Origin of the sequence: Micromonospora sp. NPDC004540 (assembly GCF_040610095.1) — a bacterium.
In the GTDB taxonomy this organism is placed as follows: Bacteria; Actinomycetota; Actinomycetes; order Mycobacteriales; family Micromonosporaceae; genus Micromonospora.
The window spans coordinates 56,140-80,331 of record NZ_JBEXLR010000002.1 but is presented as its reverse complement, the minus strand read 5'-3'; the positions used below and the strand labels follow the sequence as shown (position 1 = coordinate 80,331).

The 24,192-nt window shown below is 70.3% G+C and carries 23 protein-coding genes and 2 pseudogenes; 18 read left to right on the top strand and 7 right to left on the bottom strand.

From position 1 onward, the window contains the following. Positions 1 to 25: 25 nt before the first annotated feature. The 8 genes from ABZV78_RS01220 to ABZV78_RS01185 all read left to right on the top strand — a co-directional run bounded on the left by ABZV78_RS01220 (position 26) and on the right by ABZV78_RS01185 (position 6,414). Positions 26 to 400, top strand: coding sequence for a YciI family protein (locus ABZV78_RS01220; RefSeq protein ID WP_355634760.1), 375 nt, complete (start codon positions 26 to 28; stop codon positions 398 to 400). Positions 401 to 546: 146 nt separating this feature from the next. After that, positions 547 to 1,272: an ATP-binding cassette domain-containing protein gene (locus tag ABZV78_RS01215; RefSeq protein WP_355634759.1), complete on the top strand. Its 726-nt coding sequence runs from the start codon at positions 547 to 549 to the stop codon at positions 1,270 to 1,272. Further along, positions 1,269 to 2,039: an ABC transporter permease gene (locus ABZV78_RS01210; RefSeq protein WP_355634758.1), complete on the top strand. Its 771-nt coding sequence runs from the start codon at positions 1,269 to 1,271 to the stop codon at positions 2,037 to 2,039. Before ABZV78_RS01215 ends, ABZV78_RS01210 begins: the two co-directional genes overlap by 4 nt. Beyond that, positions 2,036 to 3,382 (top strand): sensor domain-containing protein, encoded by a 1,347-nt coding sequence (locus ABZV78_RS01205; protein ID WP_355634757.1) that lies wholly within the window; start codon positions 2,036 to 2,038, stop codon positions 3,380 to 3,382. The genes ABZV78_RS01210 and ABZV78_RS01205 overlap by 4 nt, the downstream gene beginning before the upstream one ends. Before the next feature lie 14 nt (positions 3,383 to 3,396). Further along, positions 3,397 to 4,044, top strand: coding sequence for a response regulator transcription factor (locus ABZV78_RS01200; RefSeq protein WP_355634756.1), 648 nt, complete (start codon positions 3,397 to 3,399; stop codon positions 4,042 to 4,044). Positions 4,045 to 4,194: 150 nt separating this feature from the next. After that, a complete protein-coding gene (locus ABZV78_RS01195) occupies positions 4,195 to 4,611 on the top strand; it encodes a YciI family protein (protein WP_355634755.1) in 417 nt (138 codons plus the stop codon). Beyond that, on the top strand, positions 4,611 to 5,825 hold the full coding sequence (locus ABZV78_RS01190) for a sigma-70 family RNA polymerase sigma factor (protein WP_355634754.1): 1,215 nt from the start codon (positions 4,611 to 4,613) through the stop codon (positions 5,823 to 5,825). The genes ABZV78_RS01195 and ABZV78_RS01190 overlap by 1 nt, the downstream gene beginning before the upstream one ends. Positions 5,826 to 5,976: 151 nt before the next feature. After that, positions 5,977 to 6,414, top strand: a complete 438-nt coding sequence (locus ABZV78_RS01185) for a DUF6228 family protein (RefSeq protein WP_355634753.1) — start codon at positions 5,977 to 5,979, stop codon at positions 6,412 to 6,414. A 5-nt stretch (positions 6,415 to 6,419) separates the two neighbouring features. Here the strand turns inward: ABZV78_RS01185 and ABZV78_RS01180 are convergent, their stop codons facing one another. The 3 genes and pseudogenes from ABZV78_RS01180 to ABZV78_RS01170 all read right to left on the bottom strand — a co-directional run. Then, positions 6,420 to 7,169, bottom strand: coding sequence for a DUF6069 family protein (locus ABZV78_RS01180; RefSeq protein WP_355634752.1), 750 nt, complete (start codon positions 7,167 to 7,169; stop codon positions 6,420 to 6,422). A gap of 5 nt (positions 7,170 to 7,174) precedes the next feature. Next, entirely contained in the window at positions 7,175 to 8,173 is a 999-nt protein-coding gene (locus ABZV78_RS01175) for an RNA polymerase subunit sigma-70 (RefSeq protein WP_355634825.1), read from the bottom strand. A 90-nt stretch (positions 8,174 to 8,263) separates the two neighbouring features. After that, positions 8,264 to 8,353 (bottom strand): annotated as a pseudogene (locus tag ABZV78_RS01170) (IS5/IS1182 family transposase); the annotation flags it as partial. 145 nt (positions 8,354 to 8,498) lie between these two features. Between ABZV78_RS01170 and ABZV78_RS01165 the strand changes: the two are divergent. Continuing rightward, a pseudogene (locus ABZV78_RS01165) lies at positions 8,499 to 9,111 on the top strand (IS607 family transposase). Beyond that, a complete protein-coding gene (tnpB, locus tag ABZV78_RS01160; protein ID WP_355634751.1) occupies positions 9,108 to 10,487 on the top strand; it encodes an IS607 family element RNA-guided endonuclease TnpB in 1,380 nt (459 codons plus the stop codon). The pseudogene ABZV78_RS01165 and the gene tnpB overlap by 4 nt, the downstream one beginning before the upstream one ends. On the opposite strand, the gene ABZV78_RS01155 is transcribed toward tnpB, so the two are convergent. After that, positions 10,474 to 11,211: a TetR/AcrR family transcriptional regulator gene (locus ABZV78_RS01155; protein WP_355634750.1), complete on the bottom strand. Its 738-nt coding sequence runs from the start codon at positions 11,209 to 11,211 to the stop codon at positions 10,474 to 10,476. The two genes, tnpB and ABZV78_RS01155, sit on opposite strands and share 14 nt — an antisense overlap. Positions 11,212 to 11,235: 24 nt before the next feature. Here ABZV78_RS01155 and ABZV78_RS01150 point away from each other — a divergent pair, with 24 nt between their 5' ends. Next, positions 11,236 to 12,363, top strand: coding sequence for an FAD-dependent monooxygenase (locus ABZV78_RS01150; RefSeq protein WP_355634749.1), 1,128 nt, complete (start codon positions 11,236 to 11,238; stop codon positions 12,361 to 12,363). A 98-nt stretch (positions 12,364 to 12,461) separates the two neighbouring features. Here ABZV78_RS01150 and ABZV78_RS01145 read toward each other — a convergent pair whose 3' ends face one another. Then, on the bottom strand, positions 12,462 to 12,974 hold the full coding sequence (locus ABZV78_RS01145; RefSeq protein WP_355634748.1) for a DUF1062 domain-containing protein: 513 nt from the start codon (positions 12,972 to 12,974) through the stop codon (positions 12,462 to 12,464). 407 nt (positions 12,975 to 13,381) lie between these two features. Here ABZV78_RS01145 and ABZV78_RS01140 point away from each other — a divergent pair, with 407 nt between their 5' ends. The 3 genes from ABZV78_RS01140 (at position 13,382) to ABZV78_RS01130 (ending at position 15,600) form a co-directional block, all read left to right on the top strand. Then, positions 13,382 to 13,585: a hypothetical protein gene (locus ABZV78_RS01140; RefSeq protein WP_355634747.1), complete on the top strand. Its 204-nt coding sequence runs from the start codon at positions 13,382 to 13,384 to the stop codon at positions 13,583 to 13,585. Between the two features lie 114 nt (positions 13,586 to 13,699). Then, positions 13,700 to 14,692, top strand: coding sequence for a DUF1152 domain-containing protein (locus tag ABZV78_RS01135; protein ID WP_355634824.1), 993 nt, complete (start codon positions 13,700 to 13,702; stop codon positions 14,690 to 14,692). Between the two features lie 107 nt (positions 14,693 to 14,799). Next, on the top strand, positions 14,800 to 15,600 hold the full coding sequence (locus ABZV78_RS01130; protein ID WP_355634823.1) for a carbon-nitrogen hydrolase family protein: 801 nt from the start codon (positions 14,800 to 14,802) through the stop codon (positions 15,598 to 15,600). A gap of 40 nt (positions 15,601 to 15,640) precedes the next feature. Here ABZV78_RS01130 and ABZV78_RS01125 read toward each other — a convergent pair whose 3' ends face one another. Then, entirely contained in the window at positions 15,641 to 17,131 is a 1,491-nt protein-coding gene (locus ABZV78_RS01125; protein ID WP_355634746.1) for a CoA-acylating methylmalonate-semialdehyde dehydrogenase, read from the bottom strand. Beyond that, on the bottom strand, positions 17,128 to 18,432 hold the full coding sequence (locus tag ABZV78_RS01120) for an aspartate aminotransferase family protein (protein ID WP_355634745.1): 1,305 nt from the start codon (positions 18,430 to 18,432) through the stop codon (positions 17,128 to 17,130). Before ABZV78_RS01120 ends, ABZV78_RS01125 begins: the two co-directional genes overlap by 4 nt. Before the next feature lie 130 nt (positions 18,433 to 18,562). On the opposite strand from ABZV78_RS01120, the gene ABZV78_RS01115 reads away from it, so the two are divergent. From ABZV78_RS01115 to hydA, 4 genes are all read left to right on the top strand, one after another. Continuing rightward, positions 18,563 to 20,164: a PucR family transcriptional regulator ligand-binding domain-containing protein gene (locus ABZV78_RS01115; RefSeq protein ID WP_355634744.1), complete on the top strand. Its 1,602-nt coding sequence runs from the start codon at positions 18,563 to 18,565 to the stop codon at positions 20,162 to 20,164. A 226-nt stretch (positions 20,165 to 20,390) separates the two neighbouring features. Further along, positions 20,391 to 21,953: an NCS1 family nucleobase:cation symporter-1 gene (locus ABZV78_RS01110; protein WP_355634743.1), complete on the top strand. Its 1,563-nt coding sequence runs from the start codon at positions 20,391 to 20,393 to the stop codon at positions 21,951 to 21,953. Continuing rightward, positions 21,950 to 22,792, top strand: a complete 843-nt coding sequence (locus ABZV78_RS01105) for a nitrilase-related carbon-nitrogen hydrolase (RefSeq protein ID WP_355634742.1) — start codon at positions 21,950 to 21,952, stop codon at positions 22,790 to 22,792. The genes ABZV78_RS01110 and ABZV78_RS01105 overlap by 4 nt, the downstream gene beginning before the upstream one ends. After that, a complete protein-coding gene (gene hydA, locus ABZV78_RS01100; protein WP_355634741.1) occupies positions 22,789 to 24,192 on the top strand; it encodes a dihydropyrimidinase in 1,404 nt (467 codons plus the stop codon). Before ABZV78_RS01105 ends, hydA begins: the two co-directional genes overlap by 4 nt.

Below are 24,192 nucleotides of genomic sequence, written 5' to 3'. Positions count from 1 at the left end.
GCCGCCGGGACAAGGGAGTCATGGGATGTCGCAGTATTTGATTTCGTTCGATGCCGGCGGGATGGACCACATCCCCGGGGAGGAGATACCCGACGTGGGCAAGGCCGCGCACGCGGTGATGCAGGAGGCCGTGAACGCCGGCGTGTGGGTGTTCGGCGGCGGGCTGGAAAGCCAGCGGGCGAGCGTCGTGGCCACGGACGGGATGGTCACCGACGGCCCTTACCCGGAGACCAAGGAGGTCATTGGCGGGTTCGTGGTCGTCGACGTGGCCTCACGTGAGGAGGCGCTGGCGTGGGCTGCCAAGATCGCCGTCGCTTGCCGCTGCGCGCAAGAGGTCCGGGAGCTCCTGCCCGACCCCGAACAAGACGCGATGCTCCGCCAGGTCGACAGGCGATGGTGACATCACGACGACGCACATCGGCATGACAGGGCGCTGATCACGGGAAACTAGCTGGGGCGGGACCGCCATGGGGGCGGAAAACCTCCAGGCGGAGTCGGATGGTTTCCGGCTTCCGACCGCCGACGGCGCTGCCTAGCGTCGATCGTGTGATCGAACTACGTGAGCTGACGAAACGCTACGGCGACCGGGTCGCCGTCGACGGGCTGAGCGTTCGGGTGCAGCCGGGGGTGGTGACCGGCTTTCTCGGCCCGAACGGATCCGGCAAGTCGACGACGATGCGGATGATCCTCGGCCTGGATGCCCCGGACCATGGCGAGGCCCTGATCGGCGGCGTCCGGTACCCGGACCTGAACTGGCCGTTGAAGACGGTCGGCGCGCTCCTCGACGCCGGGGCGTTCCATCCCGGCCGCAGCGCCCGTGCGCACCTGATCGCGCTGGCCGCGAGCAACGACATCCCCGGTTCCCGGGTCGAGCAGGTGCTGCGCATCGTCGGTCTGTCCGACGCGGCAACGCGGCGTGCCGGTACGTACTCGCTCGGCATGCGCCAGCGGCTCGGCGTCGCCGTGGCCCTGCTCGGCGACCCGGGCGTTCTCCTGCTCGACGAGCCGGTCAACGGACTGGATCCGGAGGGCATCCGCTGGATCCGCGACCTGCTGCGCGGACTCGCCGCCGAAGGCCGGACGGTGTTTGTGTCCAGCCACCTGATCGCCGAGATGGCGCTGACCGCCGACCGGCTGGTGGTCATCGGCCGCGGCCGGCTGCTGGCCGAGACGACCGTCGCCGAACTCGCCGCCGGCGACGACAGCCTGGAGGACGCGTTCTTCCGGCTCACCTCAGAGGCCACCGACTATCGCGGGGTGGGAGCGTCATGAACGGGTACGGATTCCGGCACGCGGCCCGGATGGAGCGGATCAAGCTGGGTAGCGTCCGGTCGACGTGGTGGCTGGCGGTCGCCGCGGTGGTCTCGATGGCCGCGGCCGGGGCCGGGGTGGGACTCGGGTACCGGTCGCACACCCCGGTCGCCACCGCCGCCCAGATCCTGAACAACAGCCTCGGCGGCGCCGTTGTGGCCCAGCTGCTCCTCGGAGCGCTCGGCGTCCTGGTGGTGACCGGCGAGTACGGCACCGGGATGATCCGCTCGACGCTCGCCGCCGTCCCGCGGCGTCGGATCGTCCTGGCCGCGAAGGTCGCCGTGTGCGGCAGCGCGGCGCTCGGCGTCGGCCTGGTCGCGAGCTTCGCCGGCTATCTCAGCGGGCAGCTCGCCATCCGCGGCACCGCCATCCCGGCCGCATCCCTGACAGACCCGGCGATCCTGCGTGCGGTCGTGCTGACCGGCGTGTACCTGGGCGTCACCGCGCTGATCGGGGTCGGCATCGGGACGATCGTGCGGCACTCGGGCGCCGCGATCGGCGCGCTGTTCGGTCTGCTGTTCGTCCCGATGATCGTGGCCGGCCTGTTCGGCGAGAGCGGAATCCAGGTCGGCCGCTTCGTCCCGCTGTTGATGCTGCTCAACTCGATCGCGGTGACCTCGCCGGTGCCCGGGCTCTTCTCCGGCTGGATCAGCGCGCTGCTGATGTGCGGGTACGCGGCGGTAGCGATTCTGTGCGGCGGTGTGCTGCTCCGCCATCGCGACGCGTGACCAACGACAATGGGCTGATGACCGCGCTGCGCGCTCCGTTCACCACACTGGCCCTGCGCCGGGCGGTGTTCTGCGTCGTCGGCGTGGTCAGTGCGGCCGCGATCCTGGGCGTACCGGCGATCGTGCCGGCCCTGGGCGTCCTCATCCTGTGGGCGACCGGAGCCATGTCCCACGAGCCCGCACCTACCGTCGCACCGGTGTTCCTGGTCCTGTTTCCGCTCACCATCGCGCTCCTGGTCGTGCTGGCCGCCCCGATCGGGCGCGCGATGGGAGCCGTGCATCGCTCACTCGCCGACCGGCTGCTCGACGTGCACGTGGAAGCCCCGCCGCCCCGGCTCTCGAAGCGGATCGGCGCCGTGGTCTCCGACGGACCGGGCTGGCGCGCCGTCGGGTACGGCCTGCTCAAGGTGCCACTGGCCATCCCCGAGGGCTACGGCGCGTTCTGCTACGTGTTCGGCCTGGTCAACCTCAGCTACCCGGTGTGGTGGCCGCTGTTCCGCAACCACCCGGCCGGAACGCGCCTCGGGCCGGTGTGGGCGCTGACGCCGTTCGGCACCATCGGTACGCGGACGTTCGCCGGAGCGTTCCTCATCGCCGCGGCCGGCCTCGCCATGCTGCTGGTCGCACCGTGGTTGATGCGGGCCGGCACGGCACTGGACCTTGCCGCGATGCGACGGCTGCTCGGTCCGCGTCGGCTCGCCGAGCGGGTACGCGAACTGCAGGTCACCCGGGCCCGCGCGATCGACGACGCGGCCGCGATGATGCGCCGGCTCGAACGGGATCTGCACGACGGCGCGCAGATCCGGCTGGCCACGCTGGCGATGAACCTCGGCATGGCGACCGAGAAGCTCGGTGTCGACGGCCCGCCACCCGACCTCGCACAGGCCCGCGAACTGGTCGCGCTCGCCCACCGCGGAGCGAAGGATGCCCTCGCCGACCTGCGCGACCTGGTGCGCGGGATCCACCCACCGGTCCTCGACAACGGTCTCGGCGACGCGCTGGCGACGCTCGCGACGAGCAGCGCCATCCCGGTCGCGGTGACCGTCGAGCTGCCCGACCGCCCGGCGCCCGCGATCGAGACCATCGCCTACTTCTGCGCCTCCGAACTGCTCGCGAACGCGGCCAAACACAGCCGGGCGACCCGTGTCGGGCTCGGCGTCGTCCGATCCGGCGAGCGCCTGATGTTGACCGTCGAGGACGACGGCATCGGCCGGGCGAACCCGGACGGTCCCGGCCTGTCCGGCCTGGCCCGCCGCATCGCCGTCGTGGACGGCCGGATGCGCGTACGCAGTCCGACCGGCGGTCCGACCCGGGTCGAGATCGAGCTGCCCACACAGGTGTGAACGGAGGCGACGAGATGCGGGTGGTGATCGCGGAGGATGCCGCGATGATGCGCGAAGGGCTGGTCCGGCTGCTCACCGACCGCGGTTTCGAGGTGTGCGCGGCGGTGGCCGACGCGGACGCGTTGCGGTCCGCGATTGCCGCCCGCGTACCGGATGTGGCCATCATCGACATCCGGATGCCACCGACGCACACCGACGAGGGCCTGCGTGCCGCGATCGACATCCGACGCGACCATCCCGACGTCGGTGTGCTGGTGTTCTCCCAGTACGTGGAGACCCGCTACGCGACCCGCCTGCTCGCCGACCGGCCGACCGGCGTCGGATACCTGCTCAAGGACCGCGTCGCCGACGTCGCCGATTTCGTGGACGCGCTGACCCGGGTGGCATCCGGTGGCACCGCGCTGGATCCGGAGGTGGTCGGCCATCTGATGCGGGCCGGGCAGGGCACCGCCGGGGTGGCGTCGCTGACCCCCCGGGAGCGTGAGGTGCTGTCGCTGATGGCCGAGGGACGATCCAACGCCGGGATCGCGGCGGCTCTGGTCATCACCGCCGGAGTCGTGGAGAAGCACGTGGCGAACATCTTCGCGAAACTCGGTCTGCCGTCCTCGGACAGCGACAACCGCCGGGTCCTGGCCGTCCTCCGCCACGTCAGCGGCGGCTGATGTCACGTGATGCTGTTGTCTCGTCGGACGGACCCGGCTGCGTCGCGGGAGAGTTTCTTTCGGGCCGTGTCGATCCGCGGGCCGCTCGTTCGACGTGTGGGTACGAGTAGCGAGGGCCGAGAGGCGGCCCCGCCGGACGAGGAGAACGCGATGCCGAAGTACATGCTGATCATGCGGGGCACCGATGAGTCGAACGCGGCCCTGATGGCCGGGTTCGAAGAGTTGGCGGCCGCGACCTACCACTACATCGAGGAGCTGATCAAGGCCGGCGTGTTCATCGCGGCCGAAGGGCTGGACGATGCGGGCCAGGGCGTCGTGGTCGACTTCAGCGGCGAGGCCCCGGTGGTCACGGACGGGCCGTACGGCGAGACCAAGGAGCTGTTCGGGGGCTACTTCCTGCTCGATGTCGCCTCGAAGCAGGAGGCGGTCGAGTGGGCCAAGCGGGTCCCGTCGGTCACCGGGTCCAAGATCGAGGTCCGGCGGGTGGCCGGGGACGACGAGATGCCGCTGGGCAACGAGGGGTCGGTTGAGGAACGGGTCCGGACCGAGAGCACCGGCCGGATCTGATGGGTACGGCCGACGTCGAGGCCGTCTGGCGGATCGAGTCGGCGCGGATCGTTGCCACGCTGACCCGGATCACCGGCGATTTCGGGCTGGCCGAGGACGCCGCCCAGGAGGCGGTGGCCGAGGCACTGGTGTCGTGGCCGCTCGCCTCGCCGGCCAATCCGGCCGGCTGGCTGATGGCCACGGCCCGGCGGCGGGCGATCGACGCGATCCGCCGCCGGACCGCCCTGCAGGACCGATACGCCCTGCTGGCGGCCGACCCGGCGGTCGACGAAGACATCGACCCCGACCGGATCGACGACGACATCCTGGCGCTGATGTTCATCAGCTGCCACCCGATGCTCTCCCCCGAGGCCCGGGTGGCGCTGACCCTGCGCGTGGTCGGCGGCCTGTCCACCGAACAGATCGCCCGCGCGTTCCTGGTACCCGTGCCGACCGTGCAGGCCCGCATCACCCGGGCGAAGAAGACGATCGCGGCGGCCGGGGTGCCGTTCGAACTGCCGCCGGCCGGTGAGCGCCGGGAACGGCTGGGCGGCGTGCTCAGCGTCGTCTACGTGATCTTCACCGAGGGGTCGACGGCCACGTCCGGCGACCGGCTGCTACGGCCCGGCGTCGCGTACGAGGCGATCCGGCTGGCCCGCACGCTGGCCGCGCTGCAGCCGGACGAGCCGGAGGTGCACGGTCTGCTCGCGTTGTGCGAGCTGACGGCCGCGCGCTTCCCGGCCCGGACCGGCCCGGACGGTTCACCGATCCTGCTGGCGGACCAGGACCGGCGGCGGTGGGACCTCTCGGCGGTCCGTCGTGGCCTGGCCGCGCTGGCCAAGGCATCGACTCGCGGCCTCGGCCCCTACGGCCTGCAGGCCGCGATCGCCGCCACCCACGCGTCGGCGCCGTCGGTGGAGGCGACCGACTGGGACCGGATCGTGGTGCTCTACGAGGCGCTCGGCCGGGTCGCGCCCTCGCCGGTGGTCGAGCTCAACCGGGCCGTCGCCGTGGCCATGGCCTCGGGTCCGGCGCAAGCCCTGGCCATCGTGGACGAGCTGATCGCCTCGGACCGGCTCCCCGGTTCGCATCTGGTTCCGACCGTACGCGGTGAGCTGCTGGCCCGCCTCGGTCGGCGACCGGAGGCGCGCGCCGAGCTGGAGCTGGCGGCCCGGCTGTGCGCCAACCAGCGCGAACGCTCAGTGCTGCTGCGGAAGGCGGCCGCTCTGGGCTGACTTCTCCAGCGCGGCCGGCCGGGATTGGAGCGCGGCCCGGATGCCGTCGATCGCGTCCGGCGGACCAGTCCCGGGGCCAGCATCGCGTGATCACCCCAGGATCTTGACCGCCCGGCATCAAAACATCGCGACACCGGCAAGCACCGGTGGCATGCTCTTCCCGGTGTTGAGGCAGTTGGACGGGGGCGTCGAAATCATCGCTGAGGCGGGGCCTGGGTCGGTCCGTCTTCACAGCGCCGAGCGGCCGTGGAACGACGAGGTACTCGACCTGCGGTGCGAGCTGGCCGATGACGGCGTCAGTGCAGTGACCTGGGTCCGGACGCTCAATGGCGACGGGATCGTGTCCTGGGCAGCCGACCTCGCCGAGTCGTACCAGGGATGGGACGGCGTACGGGCCTGGGAGTCGTTGGAACGCGACCTCCGCATCGACGCGACGCACGACCGACGAGGTCACGTCAGTCTCCGTTTCGTCATCCGGGGCCCTCGGGGCTACGACCCGAGCGCGTGGGAGGCATCCGTGATGGTGACCCTTGACGCCGGCGAGGACATGCGACGTCTCGTCGCCGAACTCGGCGACCTGGTCTCGTAGCGCGGTCAAACGGTCCGGGTGCGGAGGCTCCGGGCCAGGGTTGGGATCATCACCGCCGCAGGGACGAGGTGCAGCCCGAGGAGGGCGGTGGTGGTGGCGGTGTCCGCCCCGGCGAGGAGGGGCGGGACGAACGAGATCGCGGTCAGCGCCACCGCCGTCCACACGAACCGCTGGGCGGGGCGGGCGCTCCAACGACGAAGAGCGACGGCAATGACGACGCCCACGACCGAGAAGAAGCCGGTCACCACGGCGAACCCGGACAGCGGGATGGTCTCGCCGCCGTCGGGGACCTCGAAGTCGACGCCCACGGCCCGGGCGAGCGCGGCGGCGAGGGTGGTGGCCACCATCGCTGCGAGCGTGGCGATGAAGCCGGTGCCGGCGAGTCCGCGTAGCCGGCGGGTGTGGCTGGTCCGGCCCGATGCCGGGCCTGCGGCGATCCCGGTGTCGTTCGTGCTGTTCATGTCGTTCCTCCTTCGTTCGGTGACTGGCGTACGGGGGTGTGTCGACCGGCATGTGACGGTCCCGGCCCCGGGGGTGGCGATCCGCACCCTCGCGGTGCGACGGCCGGGGTTGCGCAGGGCGCGGACGCCGGTGCCGCGGAGCCAGAACCCGGCGTCGCGTCCGAGGACCGGCCCGGGTTCGCCGTCGCGCAGCTCCAGCTGCACCCGCCCGCGGGTGACGACGCCGAACGCGTCGTTCCACTGGGCCGCGACCACCGCGACACGCTCGCCGCCGCGCAGCGCGAGCGTCCACACCGCGACTACTCCGTGCCGTCCGCCGGCAGGCGCTCGGGCAGCCCGAGCCGCGGGAACTGGTCGTCGTGGAAGATGACGATCTCGGTGATCGCCCCGTCGGTGACGCGCAGGACGTCGATCGTCAGCGGCAGGTACGCGCCCTCCCCCTTCCGCCAGAGGTAGAAGGCGACGGCCGGCTGCCGGTTCACGGCGGTGGGGACGGCGCGCAGGCGCCCCATGCCCTCGAAGCCGTCCTCGATCCAGCTGTTCACGACCGCGTCACGGCCGACGCACAGGCCCGGCGTGGGCGGCATCGAGGACCGGACGTCCTCGCGCAGCATCGAGGCGAGCGCCGGGATGTCCGTGGCGACGCTGGCGTCGGTGAAGCGGCGCACCAGCTCCCGCGTCCCGGCGTCCTCCTCGCCGCCGGTCCAGTCCTGTCGCTCCGCGGGCAGGTGCTCCCGCATGCCGGCGCGGGCCCGCTGCAGCGCGCTGTTCACGGAGTTGACGGAGTCCCCGAGGAGCTCCGCGACGTCCTTCGCCGGCCAGCCGAGCACGTCCCGCAGGATCAGCACGGCCCGCGGGCGCGGCGCGAGGTGCTGGACGGCGACCAGGTACGCCAGCTCGATCGTCTCCCGCGCGACGGCGACCGTCTCCGGCTCGTCCGCGTCGCCCGCGGGCAGCTCGTCGAGCAGCCGGTCCGGGTAGGGCTGCAGCCACAGCACCTCGCCGCCGGTCGCGGGCTCGGGGCGGCGCTTGGCGAGCAGGTCCAGGCAGGCGTTGGTGGCGATCCGGTACAGCCAGGCCCGGAACGTCGACCGCCCCTCGAAGGTGTCCCGCCGCCGCCAGGCACGGAGGAACGTCTCCTGCACGGTGTCCTCGGCGTCCTCGAACGACCCGAGCATCCGGTAGCAGTGCACGTGCAGCTCCCGCCGGTGCCGCTCCGCCAGCCCCGAGAACGCCGACTCGTCGACCTCGCCCAGACCGCTCACGCCCAGCTCCTCCAGCCGCGTGTCCGCACTCATCACGTCATCCTTCCGTCTCGTCGTGTCCCGTCGTAGGTGTGACGGGTGCGGGCGCGACAACTCATCACCAGGCCGGTGGGCATGGCCGAGCGTTCGCGCAGCGGCCAGGTCGTGTGCCGAGCCGGGGTGTGGCGCCGACGCCCGGACGAGGCGTCCGGACGCAGCCGCGATCACCTGCACGTACGCCACTGACGTGCACCATCAGGCTGGAGATGGCGTGGTGTTCAGCCGGAACCGGCCTGCGAGTAGCAGGTCACGGGTGGGGTTAACAACTGCTGGCGTGTCGCTGGTCATTAGCGACATCTAGCGCTCTATAGTGGCTACGGTGAATTTGAAGGAGTGGGCGGCGGCAACTGGCATCTCGTACGTGACCGCGCGGCGGCAGTACCTGGCCGGGACGCTGCCCGTTCCGACGTATCGGCTCGGCCGGTCATCATGGTCGGTGAACCGCTGACCGGCGCGGTCCCGGACGCCGGGCAGGTCGTGGTGTACGCCCGGGTCTCGTCGGGCGACCAGAAGGCGGACCTGGACCGGCAGGTCGCCCGGGTCACGATGTGGGCGACCGGGCAGCACCTCGCCGTCGATCGGGTGATGACCGAGGTCGGGCGCCGGACGTCGCCGCACCAGAGCGGCCGGCGGCTCGGCGCTCAACGGGCATCGCAAGAAAGTTCCTGGCGTTGCTGCGCGACCCGGCCGCGGCCACGATCGTGGTAGAGCACCGCGACCGGTTCGCTCGCTTCGGAGCCGAGTACGGCGAAGCCGCTCTCGCCGCGCAGGGCCGCCGCCTGCTCGTGGTCGACCCCGCCGAGGTAGACGACGACCTCGTGCGCGACGTGACCGAGATCCTGACCTCGCTGTGCGCCCGCCTGTACGGCGGCCGCGCCGCCGCGGACCGCGCCCGCCGCGCCATCGAAGCTGCCACCGAGGACCCGGCATGAAGACGATCCAGGCGTACCGGTTCGCCCTCGACCTCACCCCGTCGCAGGAACGCGACGTACTCGCGCACGCCGGCGCCGCCCGGGTCGCGCACAACTGGGCGCTCGCCCGGGTCAAAGCCGTCATGGACCAGAGGGCCGCTGAACGCACGTACGGTATTCCGGATGGCCAGCTCACCCCGGCTATCTCATGGTCGCTACCCGCGCTGCGCAAGGCGTGGAACGCCGCCAAGCAAGACGTTGCGCCGTGGTGGGCCGAGTGCTCGAAGGAGGCGTTCAACACCGGCCTCGACGCGCTGGCTCGCGCGTTGAAGAACTGGTTCGACTCCCGGACGGGCAAGCGGGCCGGCCGGCCGGTCGGATTCCCTCGGTTCAAGTCCCGCCGCCGCACTACGCCCAGCGTGCGGTTCACCACCGGAACAATCCGCGTCGAGCCGGACCGCACGCATGTCGTGCTGCCGCGGCTGGGACGGTTGAAGCTGCACGAGTCGGCCCGAAAGCTCGCCCGCCGCCTCGACAACGGCACCGCCCGGATCATGTCCGCGACCGTCCGGCGCGACGGCAGCCGGTGGCACGTCGCGTTCACCGTCGAGGTCGAGCGAGCCGAACGCCGACCCACGCGGCCCGACTCGACGATCGGAGTTGACGTCGGCATCACGAACCTTGCCGTGCTGTCCACCGGCGAAACGGAGCCCAACCCGCGCCACCTGACCAGTGCCCGGCAGCGCCTGCGGCACCTCGGCCGAGCGCTGTCGCGCAAGACCGGCCCGGACCGCAGAACCGGCCGCCGCCCTTCCAACCGCTGGCAGCGCGCCGCGAACAGGCTCGGCCGCGCCCACGCCCGGGTCGCCAACCTACGCCGCGACGGGCTGCACAAGCTCACCACCCGGCTTGCCCGCGAACACGCCACGATCGTGGTCGAAGACCTCAACGTCACCGGCATGCTCGCCAACCGGCGACTCGCCAGGCACATCGCCGACGCCGGACTCGCCGAACTCCGCCGGCAACTCGCGTACAAAACCCAGTGGAACGGCGGCCGGCTGATCGTGGCCGACCGGTGGTACCCGTCCTCGAAAACCTGCTCGGGCTGCGGCACCGTGAAAGCCAAGCTGGCCCTGTCCGAGCGCACCTACCACTGCCAGACGTGCGGCCTGGTCATCGACCGCGACCGCAACGCCTCACTAAACCTGGCCGCCCTCGCGGCCCAAGTCGACACCGCCGGGAGTGGCCCGGTGGCAGCACGTGGAGCCAACCGGAAGCCCCGCCAACGCGGGCAGGCGGCTGCGAAACGTGAACCCGGCACGGCACCCGCCGGTCAGACCGGGACCGTCCCACCGCAAGGCGGGACTACCAACCGTGTGCTCGCTAGAGCGCACTGAACGGTAACGGATGGCTGGTGATGCCGTCCAGGATGGTGATCAGGTTGTGGTGGAAGGTTTCCTCGGCGTTGAGGTGGGCGCCGTCGAGGACGAGCCGGGCGATGGTGGGGTAGCGGCCTGTTTCGAGCATGCGTGTCAGGTAGGGCCCGAGGGCGGCCTGCCAGGCGGACACGTCGGTGCCAGTTGAACGGGCGGTGCGCCGCTCGGTGATCTCCCTGCGGAGCGCTCCGACGATGAACGCGTTGAGGGCGCCCACGGCCCGCTGGAGATCGTCGATGCCGCGCACGCCGGGAGCCTGGCTGAGCGCCGCCGCGGTCGATTCGCCCACGGCGAGGGCGTGAGGTCCCAAGTGTGGCCTTGCGCCGAGCAGGTCGGCGAACCACTCATGGTCAAGGGCGGCTTCGCGGGTCGCCTGGGCCAGGGCCAGCACCGTGGCGCGCCACTCGGAGTGCTGACCGGCCTCGGCGATCCGGGCATACACGGTGTCGACCATCAGATCGAGCAGTTCGGATCTGTTGATCACGTAGTCGTAGAGCCGCATCGGACCGACGCCGAGCTCTTTGGCGATCTTGCGTACCGACAGCCCGTCGAGGCCATGTGCGTCGGCGAGCCGGATGGCCGTGGCGGCGATCTTCGCGCGGCTCAGCGGCACCGGCGCCGCCCGCGGCTGAGGCTCGGGCCGTTCCCAGACGGGCAACGGTGCGCTACCGTACGGCGTATCCATGAGATACAGCGTACGGTAACGGAGATGTTGATGCGAATTGCGATCGCCGGCGGTGGCCTCGGCGGCCTGACGCTGGCCCGAATCCTGCACCGGCACGGCATCGGCGCGGTGGTGTACGAACGCGAGGCGAGCCGGTCCGCGCGATCGCAGGGTGGCTCCCTCGACCTGCATCCGGAGTCCGGGCAACAGGCCCTGGCCGCGGCGGGCCTCGCCGGCCGATTCCGGTCGGCACGGCCGGAGGGCGAGGAACATCGCATCCTCGACCCCGCCGGACGCACCCTCGTGCACCACAAGCCACAGCCCGGCTCATTCTCCGGACGCCCCGAGATCGACCGCAGCACACTGCGTAATCTTCTGCTCGATTCGCTCCCCGGCGACGCCGTGGCCTGGCAGCACCGGCTCGTCGCGGCGACGCCACGACCCGACGGAGGCTTCGGGCTGACGTTCGACGGCGGCCGCAGCGCCGACTGCGACGTCCTCGTCGGCGCGGACGGCGCGCGCTCGGTCGTCCGGTCGTTGCTGACCGACGCGACACTGTCCTCCGTGGCCACCTTGGTAGAGCTGAGCATCCGCGACGCCGACCGGCGCCACCCGGATCTCGCCGATCTGGTCGGCCCCGGAAACCTCTGGTGCATCGGCGTGAACCAGATCCTGGCGGCACAACGCCTCGGCGACGGCAACATCCGAGTCGGGATCTCCCTACGTGCGGACGATCGCCACCTGGACACCTACCGCAGCAAGCGCGCTCTGCTGGACCTGTTCGATGGCTGGGACCCCAGCCTCACCGCACTCATCGAAGCCGGCGACGGCCCGGCGACCCCCCGCAGGATCGAGGCGATGCCCACCGGTACACGCTGGGCCCACCAGCCGGGCATCACCCTCATCGGTGACGCCGCGCATCTCATGCCGCCGGTCGGCGAGGGCGCCAACCAAGCCATGCTCGACGCCGCCGCACTCGCCGCCGCACTCGCCGCCGACCCCGCCGACCCCGACTCGGCGATCCGGACGTACGAGGAGGCGATGTTCACCAGAATCCACCCGATCGCCGAGATGTCCGCACGAGTCCAGGCGATGATGCTGTCCCCCACCGCAGCCGACGACATCATCCGCTTCTTCACGCCGCAGCCCACCGAGCCGGCAGCCGCATACTGACAACACGTGACGCAGCAGGGGTCGCCCTGGTGGACGCTCCTGCCCTGGAAGATCGGATGTCCGCTCATCGGCACGTCCGGATGTATGCGCCCAGGCGTTCACCTCCGTCGCCCGTACCGGGCCGGCCCTGACCTTCGATCGTGCCCGGTCAGGAGCGACCGCGCGCGGACCGCCGCGTGTTGCAGTCCGGGGCACGGCCACCTTGCCTCTCGCCCCGGCTCAGGCCCACGTCGGCGGCTCCTAGCAGGGCCCACGAGAAGTCCCGGTGAGTGCTGCGGTTCAGCGGGATGCCGATCTTGGCGCAGCGAGCGATCTCCCCGCGGCCGATGCCCAGCCCGTTGGGTGATGAGCCGTTCGGGCCAGCATGAGTCCCACTCCAGGGCGACCCGGTTGCGCCGGACGATCAGCGTGTCGAGAAGGAGGCGGGCGGCGAGGGCCGAGGAGTTGCTGGAGTAGCCCGCGAGAAGGATCGGATCCAGGTACCGGACCGGGACGCGATCGTGAACGGTGATTGTGCTGGTGCGGCCGCAGGAAACGCAGGCGACCAGGAGCAGGGGAAGGCGCGTGCGCCGAAGGGTCCAGGGCAGCACGATATGAGGACGCGTAGACATGATCTCTCTCTGAAGACCTGACGAAAGGCATGGGAAAGAGCCGACGGCGACGTCGGCGACCGATGCACGGGGAAGCTGTCAGGTCTAAAGAGCAGGCGGAGTCACGCGGGGTGAAGTCCTCTCGTGAGTCAGTCGGAGAAGAAGATCCGATTGCAAGGTAGGGCGGGACGGGCTGGCGAGGCCACCCGTTTTTGGCCTGGTGTCGAGCGCCGAGGGGCGGTGCCGGCGAGCTGAACATCGACCATGCGCCGATGACGGTCGTCCCAGCGTCGTGGGCTTCGGGCACGGGCGGCACCTAAGATCGTCTGCGTGCCTGCTGCGTCCGGGAGGCGCCCGGCTGGCGGCAGATCCCGCGCATCCGATCTTGGCCAACCGGGTGCGGCGAGACGTGCGAGTAGGGTCTGCGCATGCCGGATGACATCGTTCTGCGGCTCGACCACGCAACCGCCGAGGACCTGTACGTCGCGCTGTACGAGGTCGGAGAGCATATCGCGGCCGGTGCAGCCATCACTCCGCCCACCGCCGAGGAGGTCGAGCGGCTGGGCGCTCTCCTGCGGGATCTGGGCCATGCCCTCGGTCGTCGTTGCTCTCCCTATTGCCACCATCTTTGATTGATCGAGCGTCGCTCATGCTCAGCGGCATGTGCGTACACGCGATCGCTGTTGGTGGTCGGGGTGGGGCACGGGGGCATGGATGGCATGGGCGTGGCTGATCATTGAGCGGTGATGAACCCTGCCGCGCTGCCGGCCGCCCCCGGCGCGTTTTCGTTGGCCGTTCCGCCGCTGTTTGCCGCGCTGGCTTCGGCGCGGAGCATCCTCATCGCCGGAGCGGGCGGGGGCTTCGACGTGTACGCCGGCCTGCCCCTGGCGTTCGCCCTGTGGCGCGGTGGCGCACAGGTGCACCTGGCCAGCCTGTCCTTCTCCGAGCTCGAATTGATCGACCGGGACGCGTGGGTGGCGGAGCACGTCGCGGCGGTGCAGCCGGACACCACCAGCCCGGACTGGTACTTCCCCGAACGCACGCTCGCCCGGTGGCTGGCGGCTCAGGAACTGCCGTCGACCGTGTACGCCTTTCCGCCGCTCGGTGTCCAGCCGCTACGGGCGGCGTACCGGCACCTGGTCGAACAACTCGACATCGATGCGGTGGTGCTGGTCGATGGCGGCACCGATGTCCTGCTGCGCGGCGACGAAAGCGATCTCGGCACCCCGGTGGAGGACATCACCAGCCTGGCCGCCGTGGCCGCGCTGGACCTGCCGGTCAAGCTGGTGACCAGTCTCGGCTTCGGCATCGACGCCTACGACGGCGTCAACCACTCCCAGGTGCTGGAGAATCTCGCCGCACTCGAGCGCGACGGCGGCTACCTCGGTGCCCTGTCCATCCCCGGTTCCAGCCGAGAGGCGGCGCTGTATCGCGATGCTGTCGCCGACGCGGTGGCTGCCACCCCGGACCGGCCGAGCATCGTCCAAGGTCAGATCGCCGCCGCCACCAGCGGCGCCTTCGGAGACGTCCGGTTCACCCGGCGCACCGGCCGCGGCGACCTGTTCGTCAACCCGCTGATGGCGATCTACTTCACCGTCGACCTCGACAAACTCGCCGCCCGATGCCTGTACCTCGACCGCATCGAGAACACCATCGGCAGGCGACAGGTCATCACACGCATCCAGGCGTTCCGCGACGAACTCCTCAGCGCACGCATCCCCCGCGCGTTTCCCCACTGAACGCCCGGACGGCGGCACATCAGGGCGCCGAACTCACGCGCACAAGGCCGCTGACCGAACCCCGTAGGCCTGGACGTCCGGCGGTCGTTCAAGATTGCCGGGTGCAGATGTCGATCGTGATCGCCCAGGTTCCGGCCGTATGGGACGTAGCCGCCAATCTGATCACTGTGCAGGAGGTCGTCAGCGAGACACGCGCCGGCGACGTGGTCGTCCTGCCCGAAGGAATGCTGTCCGGCTATGGCGACGATCTGGCGCCCCTGGCCGCGATGGAGCCCGCCGCGGTGAACCACGCCGTCGCACAGGTGGCTCAGCTTGCCAAGCAGAAGCAGGTGCAGATCTTCTGCGGATCGCTGCTGCCATGGAACGGCGGATGGTGCAACGCCGGTGTGTTCTTCCCGGCCAACGGCGAATACCAGGTCTACCGGAAGATCAACCTCGCTATGCACGAACGTGGCCGCCTGCGCCCCGGCGATCACCTGCCGATCATCGACATCCCGCATCCAGACGGAAAGATCACCGCCGGTGTGCAGCTCTGCCGCGAGATCCGCTTCCCGGAACAATGGCAGTACCTGGCTACGGCGGGAGCGCAGCTTTTCGTCTACCTCACTAATGCCGCCAACACCCGCGAACCCGAAGGCGTCTGGCGTAGCCACCTCATCAGCCGGGCTGCCGAGAACCAGCGCTTCGTCGCGTCCGCCAACGTCGCCGATTCCCACCAGCACTGCCCCAGCATGGTGGTGTCACCGCGAGGCGAGGTGCTCGGCGAACTTCCCCCCGGGCGCTCCGACCTTCTGCGGCACACCCTCAACCTTGACGAGGCCGGAAGGTGGTACCTCGGCCAGCGCCGCCAGGACGTGCTGTCCCTGGCTTACCACGGAGCCGATCGCCCCGAGACGCAGCCCGCATAGGACGCCGGCCACCTGTGTCCTGCGGCTCAGGCTCTGGGGCTCAGCTGTTCTGTGGGAAGCCCAGGTTCACTCCGCCGTGGGAGGGGTCGAGCCACCGGCTGGTGACCACCTTGGATCGGACGAAGAAGTTCACTCCTTCCGGCCCGTACGCGTGCGCGTCACCGAACAGGGAGTCCTTCCACCCGCCGAAGGAGTAGTACGAGACCGGGACCGGGATCGGGACGTTCACGCCGACCATGCCGACCTCGATCTCGTTCTGGTAGCGCCGGACTGCGCCGCCGTCGTTGGTGAAGATGGCGGTGCCGTTGCCGTAGCGGTTGGTGTTGACCACCTCGACGGCGTCGTCGTAGCTGGGCACGCGCAGCACCGAGAGCACCGGTCCGAAGATCTCGTCGGTGTAGATGGACATGTCGGTGTCGACGTGATCGAAGAGGGTCGGCCCGAGCCAGAAGCCGGCGCGCTCACCGTCGATCGGGTGGCTTCGCCCGTCGACCACCAACTCTGCCCCCGCGGCCCGTCCAGCGTCCAGGTACGACACCACCCGGTCGCGGTGGGCGCCGGTGACCAGCGGTCCCATCTCGCAGCCGGGCCGACGGCCGTCGCCGACCTGGAGCGCGGCGATCCGCTCGCTGATCTTGTCGACCAGCGCGTCGCCGACCGGGTCGACGGCCACGACGACGGAGATGGCCATGCAGCGTTCGCCGGCCGAGCCGAAGCCGGCCGACACGGCGGCGTCGGCGGCGAGGTCGAGGTCGGCGTCGGGCAGGACGACCATGTGGTTCTTCGCGCCGCCGAGCGCCTGCACCCGCTTGCCGTTGCGGGTGCCGGTCTCGTAGACGTAGCGGGCGATCGGGGTGGAGCCGACGAAGGAGATCGCCTTCACCGCCGGGTGTTCGAGAATACGGTCGACTGCCTCCTTGTCGCCGTGCACGACGTTGAACACTCCGTCCGGTAGCCCGGCCTCGGCGAACAGTTCGGCGAGGAAGTTCGCCGCGGACGGGTCCTTCTCGCTCGGCTTGAGGACCACGGTGTTGCCGCACGCGATCGCGTTCGGCGCGAACCACAGCGGCACCATGGCGGGGAAGTTGAACGGGGTGATCACGCCGACCACGCCGAGCGGCTGCCGGATGGAGTACACGTCGACCTGGGTGGAGGCGTTCTCGCTGAACCCGCCCTTGAGCATCTGCGGGATGCCGCAGGCGAACTCCACGTTCTCCAGCCCGCGTTGGATCTCCCCCGCGGCGTCGGACAGCACCTTGCCGTGCTCGGCGGTGATGATCTTGGCTAGTTCGGGCCGGCGGGCGTTCAGCAGTTCCCGGAAGGCGAACATCACGTTCGACCGCTGGGCGAGGGAAGCCGTACGCCAGCGGGTGAAGGCCTCGCCGGCGGCGGCGACGGCCTGGTCGACGACCGCGGCGGTCGCGAAGTCGACGTGCCCTGCGATCTGTCCGGTGGCGGGGTCGTAGATGTCGCCGGCGCGTTCGGCGACGCCGTTCCACGGTTTGCCGCCGATCCAATGGGTGGTCCTCATCGCTGCTGCACCTCCTTGGCCACGGCCTCGATCGACTGGGTGAGGATCTCGAGCGCCTCGTCCGCCTCGGCCCGGGTCAGCGTCATCGGTGGTGCCAGGCGGATGACGTTGCCGTACAGGCCGCCCTTGCCGACGAGCAGTCCACGTTCCCGGGCTTCCTCGAGCAGGGCGGCGGCGGCCGCCGGGTGGGGCGCGCCGTCGGGTCCGACGAGTTCCAGCGCGATCATCAGGCCCTTGCCGCGGACGTCGCCGACCACGGGATGCGCCTGCGCGACCGCACGGAGGCCGTCGAGCAGGCGGGCGCCCAGGTCTGCGGCGTTGGCCTGGAGGTCGTGTTCCAGCAGATAGTTGAGCGAGGCCAGCGCGCCGCTGGTGGCGAGCGGGTTGCCGCCGAAGGTGGAGATCGAGTTGGCGCCGAGGCAGTCCATCAGGTCCGCCCGGGCGACGACTCCGCCGATCGCCAGGCCGTTGCCCAGGCCTTTGGCGAAGGTGATCGCGTCGGGTACGACGCCGTGCGCCTGGATGCCCCAGAAGTGCTCCCCGGTGCGGCCCCAGCCGGTCTGCACCTCGTCGGACACGAGGAGGATCCCGTATTCGTCGAGCACCTTCTTGAACTCGCCGAACAGCCCGTCCGGTGGGGTGGCGAAGCCGCCGACGCCCTGGATCGGTTCGACGATCATGCATGCGACGTCACCCGCGGTCGTCGTCTCGATGATCTCGCGCAGGTCGGCGACGCAGGCGCGGACGTAGTCCGCGTCGGACAGGTCCCGGAAGGGGCTGCGGTAGCGGTAGCCGCCGTGCACCCAGCTCACCTTGACGGGGCTGAGCGCGCTGGCCGACCAGCCGCGGATGCCGGTGATGCCGACGGTGGCGAACGCGCGGCCGTGGTAGGAGTTGCGCAGGGCGAGCACCTGCTCGCTGCGCCGGTGCTGGGTGGCGAGCATCAGCGCGGTCTCGTTCGCCTCGGTGCCCGAGTTGGTGAAGAACACCTTGGCGTCCGGGATCCCGGAGAGCTCCGCGATCTTCTCCGCGAGTTCGACCTGCGACTGGATCAGGTAGAGGGTGGAGGAGTGCAGCACGCCGGTGTCGATCTGCGACCGGAGGGCGTCGCTGATCTCGGCCACGTCGTAGCCGATCGCGTTGGTGAGGATGCCGGCGAAGAAGTCGAGGTAGGTGCGTCCCTCCCGGTCGGTCACCCGGCGACCGGACGCGCTGGCGAACTCGATCGGCTGTTCGTAGTACAGCGCCAGCCACTTCGGCATCACGGACCGGTGTCTGGTCAGCAGCTCGCGGTGCGCCATCGCGTCCTCCGTATCTCCGCCGGTAGGCCGAGTGTGGCGGCATTCGTTGTCCAACCGCTATGTGCAACCTGTACCGCTTCGCGGCCGCTGCCATTACGTTGTGTGCAATCCCGGTAGTGGGGAGGTCGCGGTGTATCCCTCTGTCGCAGAAGCCGTCGCGCTGCCGGTGATCCGGCGCGCGAGGCCGCAGGTGGTGGCCGGGTCGGCCGGGATGCAGGGCCGGGTCCGCTGGGTCCACGTGGCGGAGGTCGCCGACATCGCGCACCTGCTCCGCGGTGGGGAACTGGTACTGACCACCGGCATCGCGCTGCCGGAGGAGCCGGCGGCGCTCACGGGCTACGTGGAGGACCTGGCCGCGGTCCACGCGGCGGGACTGGTCATCGAGTTGGTCCGCCGTTGGAACGATCACGTGCCCGAGGCGCTCGTGACAGCCGCCGACCGGCACCGACTCCCCCTGATCACGCTCGCGGAGGAGACGCGGTTCGTGTCCGTCACCGAGGCGGTGGTGGCGCTGATCGTCGACGCCCAGCTCGCCGAGCTGCGGGCCGCCGAGCAGGTGCACGAGACGTTCACCTCGCTCACCGTGGCCGGGGCCGAGCCGGCCGAGGTGCTGCGCGAGGTGGCCAGGATCTCCGGGCTGCCGGTCGTGCTGGAGACGCTGGGGCACGAGGTGCTCGCGTACGACGCGGCCGGGCACGATCCCACCGAGCTGCTCGCGGAGTGGAGTCAGCGGTCCCGGTCCGTGGCCGTGCCCGAGCGAACGGCCTACGACGAGGAGGCCGGCTGGTTGGTCACGGTGGTCGGCGCGCAGGGCGCCGACTGGGGACGCCTGGTGCTGCTCTCGCCGGACCCTCCGCCGCACCGGCACATGGTGGTCGCGGAGCGGGCCGCGTCGGCCCTGGCGGTGCATCGGCTCGTGGCACGTGATCGGGAGAGCCTGGAACGGCAGACGCATCGGATGTTGCTCGCCCAACTGCTCGGTCAGGCGGTCCCACCGCCGGACCTGGCCGCCCGGGCGGCCGCGCTGGGCGTCGCCCTCGAACGACGTCAGCTCGTCGGGGTGGCGATCCGGCCCGGGCACATGACGCCGCGCGCGCCTGCGCTGGCCACCCAGGAGGTGCTGCGCGACCTCGCCGAGGTGACCGCGTCGGCCGCACGGCGGGTGTCGGTGCCCGCCCTGGTGGGCGTCGTGGACGACACGAGCGTACGGGCGCTGTTGTCGCTGCCCGCCCACGCCAGGGTCGACGCGGTCCTCCGTCGGCTGGCCGAGGAGGTCCACCGCTCGACAGCCGGCCCGGTGCTGGTGGCGGTCGGCACCACCGTGTCACACGCCGCCGAGGTGCGCCGCAGCCTCGGCGAGGCCGCCCACGTCGCGGGGGCGGCCCTCCGCACCCCCGGTGCGCAGCTCTACCACAAGCTGGACAACGTGCGCCTGCGCGGCCTGTTGCACCTGTTGCGCGAGGACGAGCGGGTCCAGGCGTTCGCCGACCGGGAGTTGGGCCCGCTGCTGGCGCGGGACGCCCACCAGCGCAGCCGGCTGGTGGAGCTGCTGCGCTGCTACTGCGAGCAGGGCGGGAACAAGTCGGCGGCGGCCGCCGCTGCGCACCTGTCGCGTACGGCCTACTACCAGCAGCTGTCGCGGATCGCGCAGGTGCTCGGGGTGTCGCTGGAGGACCCGGAGTCGGTGCTGTCGCTGTACGTCGCGCTCCTGGTGCACGAACTCGACGCGTAGGACCCTCGCCGCGCTAATTCACCCGCCGTGCTGATTGACAGGCGGGTGCGGGCATGCCGTGGACAGAGTGTGCCCCGATCAAGGCAAGCGTGGACACTTTGCCGCTGCCCGTGGCGGGCTCGCGACACCCACCATTCCCACATAAAGATCGCGCTGAACCGCCCACCAGGAGCGCGTGAGCCGGGTTGGTCGGCCAGTGTTGCGGCACCGTAACAGGAGGTGACCGATGACCGTCGAACCCCTGCCCCCGGCCGAAACCGCCGCGGTCGAGCCCGGCACGCAGATCACCCATCCGGACGGCCGAGTCGAGTTGCGCGACTTCTCCACGATCGCCGACAGCCGCTACTTCAACGAGGAGCTGGCCCCGGTACCGATCGAGAAGCGCACCTGGAACACGTACAACTTCGCGGCGCTGTGGATCGGCATGGCGCACAACATCCCCACCTACCTGCTCGCCGCCGGGCTCATCCAGCTCGGGATGAACTGGGTGCAGGCGTTCCTCACGATCACGCTGGGCAACCTGCTCGTCCTGATCCCGATGCTGTTGAACAGCCACGCCGGCACCAAGTACGGGATTCCCTTCCCGGTCTTCGCCCGCGCGTTCTACGGAGTCCGCGGCGCGAACCTCCCGGCTCTGCTGCGCGCGTTCATCGCGTGCGGCTGGTTCGGCATCCAGACCTGGATCGGCGGCGAGGCGATCTACGCGATCGCCGGCAAGCTGCTCGGCTCCTGGTGGGTCGACGCGGCGACGGTCATGGACTACCCGTGGACGCTGTGGGCCTCGTTCCTCGTCTTCTGGGCGATCGAGATGGCGATCATCTGGCGGGGCATGGACACCCTGCGGCGCTTCGAGAACTGGGCCGCGCCGTTCGTCATCGTGGTCGCCGTCGCCCTGCTGATCTGGGTCCTGGTCGAGGCGGGCGGGCTCGGCCCGATCCTGTCCGAGCCGTCGAAGCTGGGCTGGGGCGCCGACTTCTGGAAGCTGTTCGCGCCGTCACTGATGGGGATGATCGCCTTCTGGGCGACCCTCTCGCTGAACATCCCCGACTTCACCCGATTCGGCGGCAGCCAGCGGCAGCAGGCGTACGGCCAGGTCCTCGGCCTGCCGACCACGATGTCGTTCTTCGCCATCCTGTCGATCCTGATCACCTCGGGCACGGCCGTGATCTACGGCGAGGCGATCTGGGACCCGATCCAGCTGGCGGCCAAGTTCGAGAACCCGCTGGTGGTCGCGCTCGGCCTGTTCACGGTCGTGGTGGCGACGTTGTCGGTGAACGTCGCGGCGAACACGGTCAGCCCGGCGTACGACTTCTCCAACGCCGCGCCCCGGCTGGTGAGCTTCCGGACCGGAGGGCTGATCACCGGCGTGCTCGGCATCCTGATCCAGCCGTGGCGGCTGGTGCAGGACCCCAACATCTACATCTTCGTGTGGCTCGGGTTCTACGGCGGCCTGCTCGGCGCCGTCGCCGGGGTGCTCATCGCCGGATACTGGGTCCGTAACCGCACGCGCCTCCAGTTGCCCGCCCTCTACCGTCCCGAGGGCCGCTACTGGTTCTCCGGCGGCTGGAACTGGGCGGCCATCGTCGCCACCGTCGTCGGCGCGGTCCTCGCGGTCGGTGGCGCCTACTCGGCACCGGGCAAGGGGCCGTTCCCCGAGGACGGGCTCATCCCGTTCCTCAAGCCGCTCTACGACTACAGCTGGGTGGTCGGTCTGATCGCCGGGTTCCTCGTCTACCTGGCGCTGTCGATGCCGCCGCGCGGCAGCCACGCGAAGGGGGAGATCAGGTGAGCAACATCATCCGAGCCGGGCTGGTGCAGCAGAAGTGGACCGGCGACAAGGAGTCGATGATCGCGAACGCGGTGGCGGCGATCCGCAGCGCCGCGTCGCAGGGCGCACAGGTCGTCTGCCTGCAGGAGTTGTTCTACGGTCCGTACTTCTGCCAGGTGCAGGACGCCGACTACTACTCGTACACCGAGGCGATCCCGGACGGGCCGACGACCGCGCTGATGCGTGAGCTGGCCGAGCAGCACGGTGTGGTGCTGATCGTGCCGATGTACGAACAGGAACAACCAGGCGTCTACTACAACACGGCGGCGGTCATCGACGCCGACGGCACCTACCTCGGCAAGCACCGCAAGAACCACATCCCGCAGGTGAAGGGGTTCTGGGAGAAGTTCTACTTCCGGCCCGGAAACCTCGGCTATCCGGTGTTCGACACCGCGGTGGGTCGCATCGGCGTCTACATCTGCTACGAACGGCACTTCCCCGAAGGCTGGCGGGCGCTGGGGCTGGCCGGCGCGAAGATCGTCTTCAACCCCTCCGCCACGAGCCGGGGCCTGTCGGAGTACCTCTGGCGCCTCGAGCAGCCGGCCGCCGCGGTCGCCAACGAGTACTACGTCGGCACGATCAACCGGGTCGGCGTGGAACCGTTGGGCGACAACGACTTCTACGGCCAGTCCTACTTCGTCGACCCGCGGGGGCAACTGGTCGGCGACGCCGCGTCGGACACCGAGGAAGAGGTCGTCATCCGCGATCTCGACATGGACCGGCTGGCCGAGGTGCGCGACCTGTGGGCGTTCTACCGCGACCGCCGGCCGGAGACCTACGAATCGCTGGTGACGCCGTGAGCATCGTCATCCGCAACGGAACAGTCGTCAACGCCACCGGGGAGTACCCGGCGGACGTGCTGGTGGAGGGCGAGCGGATCGCCGCGCTCGCCGCGCCGGACTCGGGTCTGGCCGAGCAGTGGGCGTCCGGCGCCGAGCGAGTCATCGACGCCGCCGGGAAGTACGTGGTGCCGGGCGGCATCGACGGCCACACCCACATGGAGATGCCGTTCGGCGGCACCTTCTCGGCCGACAACTTCGAGAGCGGGACGATCGCGGCGGCCTGGGGCGGCACGACCACGATCATCGACTTCGCCGTGCAGGGCAAGGGCACGTCGTTACTGTCCGCGCTGGACAGGTGGCACAGCAAGGCCGACGGCAACTGCGCGATCGACTACGGGTTCCACATGATCGTCTCGGACGTCAACGACACGTCGCTCAAGGAGATGGAGACCTGCATCGACGCGGGCGTGAACACCTTCAAGATGTTCATGGCCTACCCGGGTGTCTTCTACGCCACGGACGGGGAGATCCTGCGGGCGATGCAGAAGGCCCGGGACACCGGATCGATGATCATGATGCACGCGGAGAACGGCATCGCCATCGACCAGCTCGTCGTGCAGGCACTGGCCAGTGGGCGGACCGACCCGGTGCAGCACGGGCTGACCCGGCCGCCCGAGCTGGAAGGCGAGGCGACGTCCCGGGCGATTACCCTGGCGAAGGTCACCGGCGCGCCGCTGTACATCGTGCACCTGTCCGCCGCGCACGCCCTCGACGCGGTCACCCAGGCCCGCGACACCGGGCAGAACGTGTTCGCGGAGACCTGCCCGCAGTACCTGTTCCTGTCGCTGGACGACCTGGCCAGGCCCGACTTCGAGGGCGCGAAGTACGTCGCCTCTCCCCCGCTGCGACCCAAGGAGCACCAGGCGGAGCTGTGGCGGGGCCTGCGCACCAACGACCTGTCGCTGGTGTCCACCGACCACTGCCCCTTCTGCTTCAAGGACCAGAAGGAGTTGGGCCGGGGAGACTTCTCGAAGATCCCCAACGGGATGCCGGGCGTCGAGCACCGGATGGACCTGCTCTACCAGGGCGTCGTGAAGGGCGAGATCACCCTGCCGCGCTGGGTCGAGATCAGCTCGACCACGCCCGCCCGGATGTTCGGTCTCTACCCGCGCAAGGGCGTCATCGCCCCGGGCGCGGACGCCGACATCACGGTGTACGACCCGACGGCCGAGCAGACCATCTCCGCCGGCAGCCACCACATGAACGTGGACTATTCCGCGTACGAGGGCATGCGGCTGACCGGGAAGGTCTCCACCGTGTTGTCCCGCGGCCGGGTCGTGGTCGACGACAACGCCTTCCACGGCGCCGCCGGGCACGGCACGTTCCTGAAGCGCGACCTCAGCCAGTACCTGGTCTGA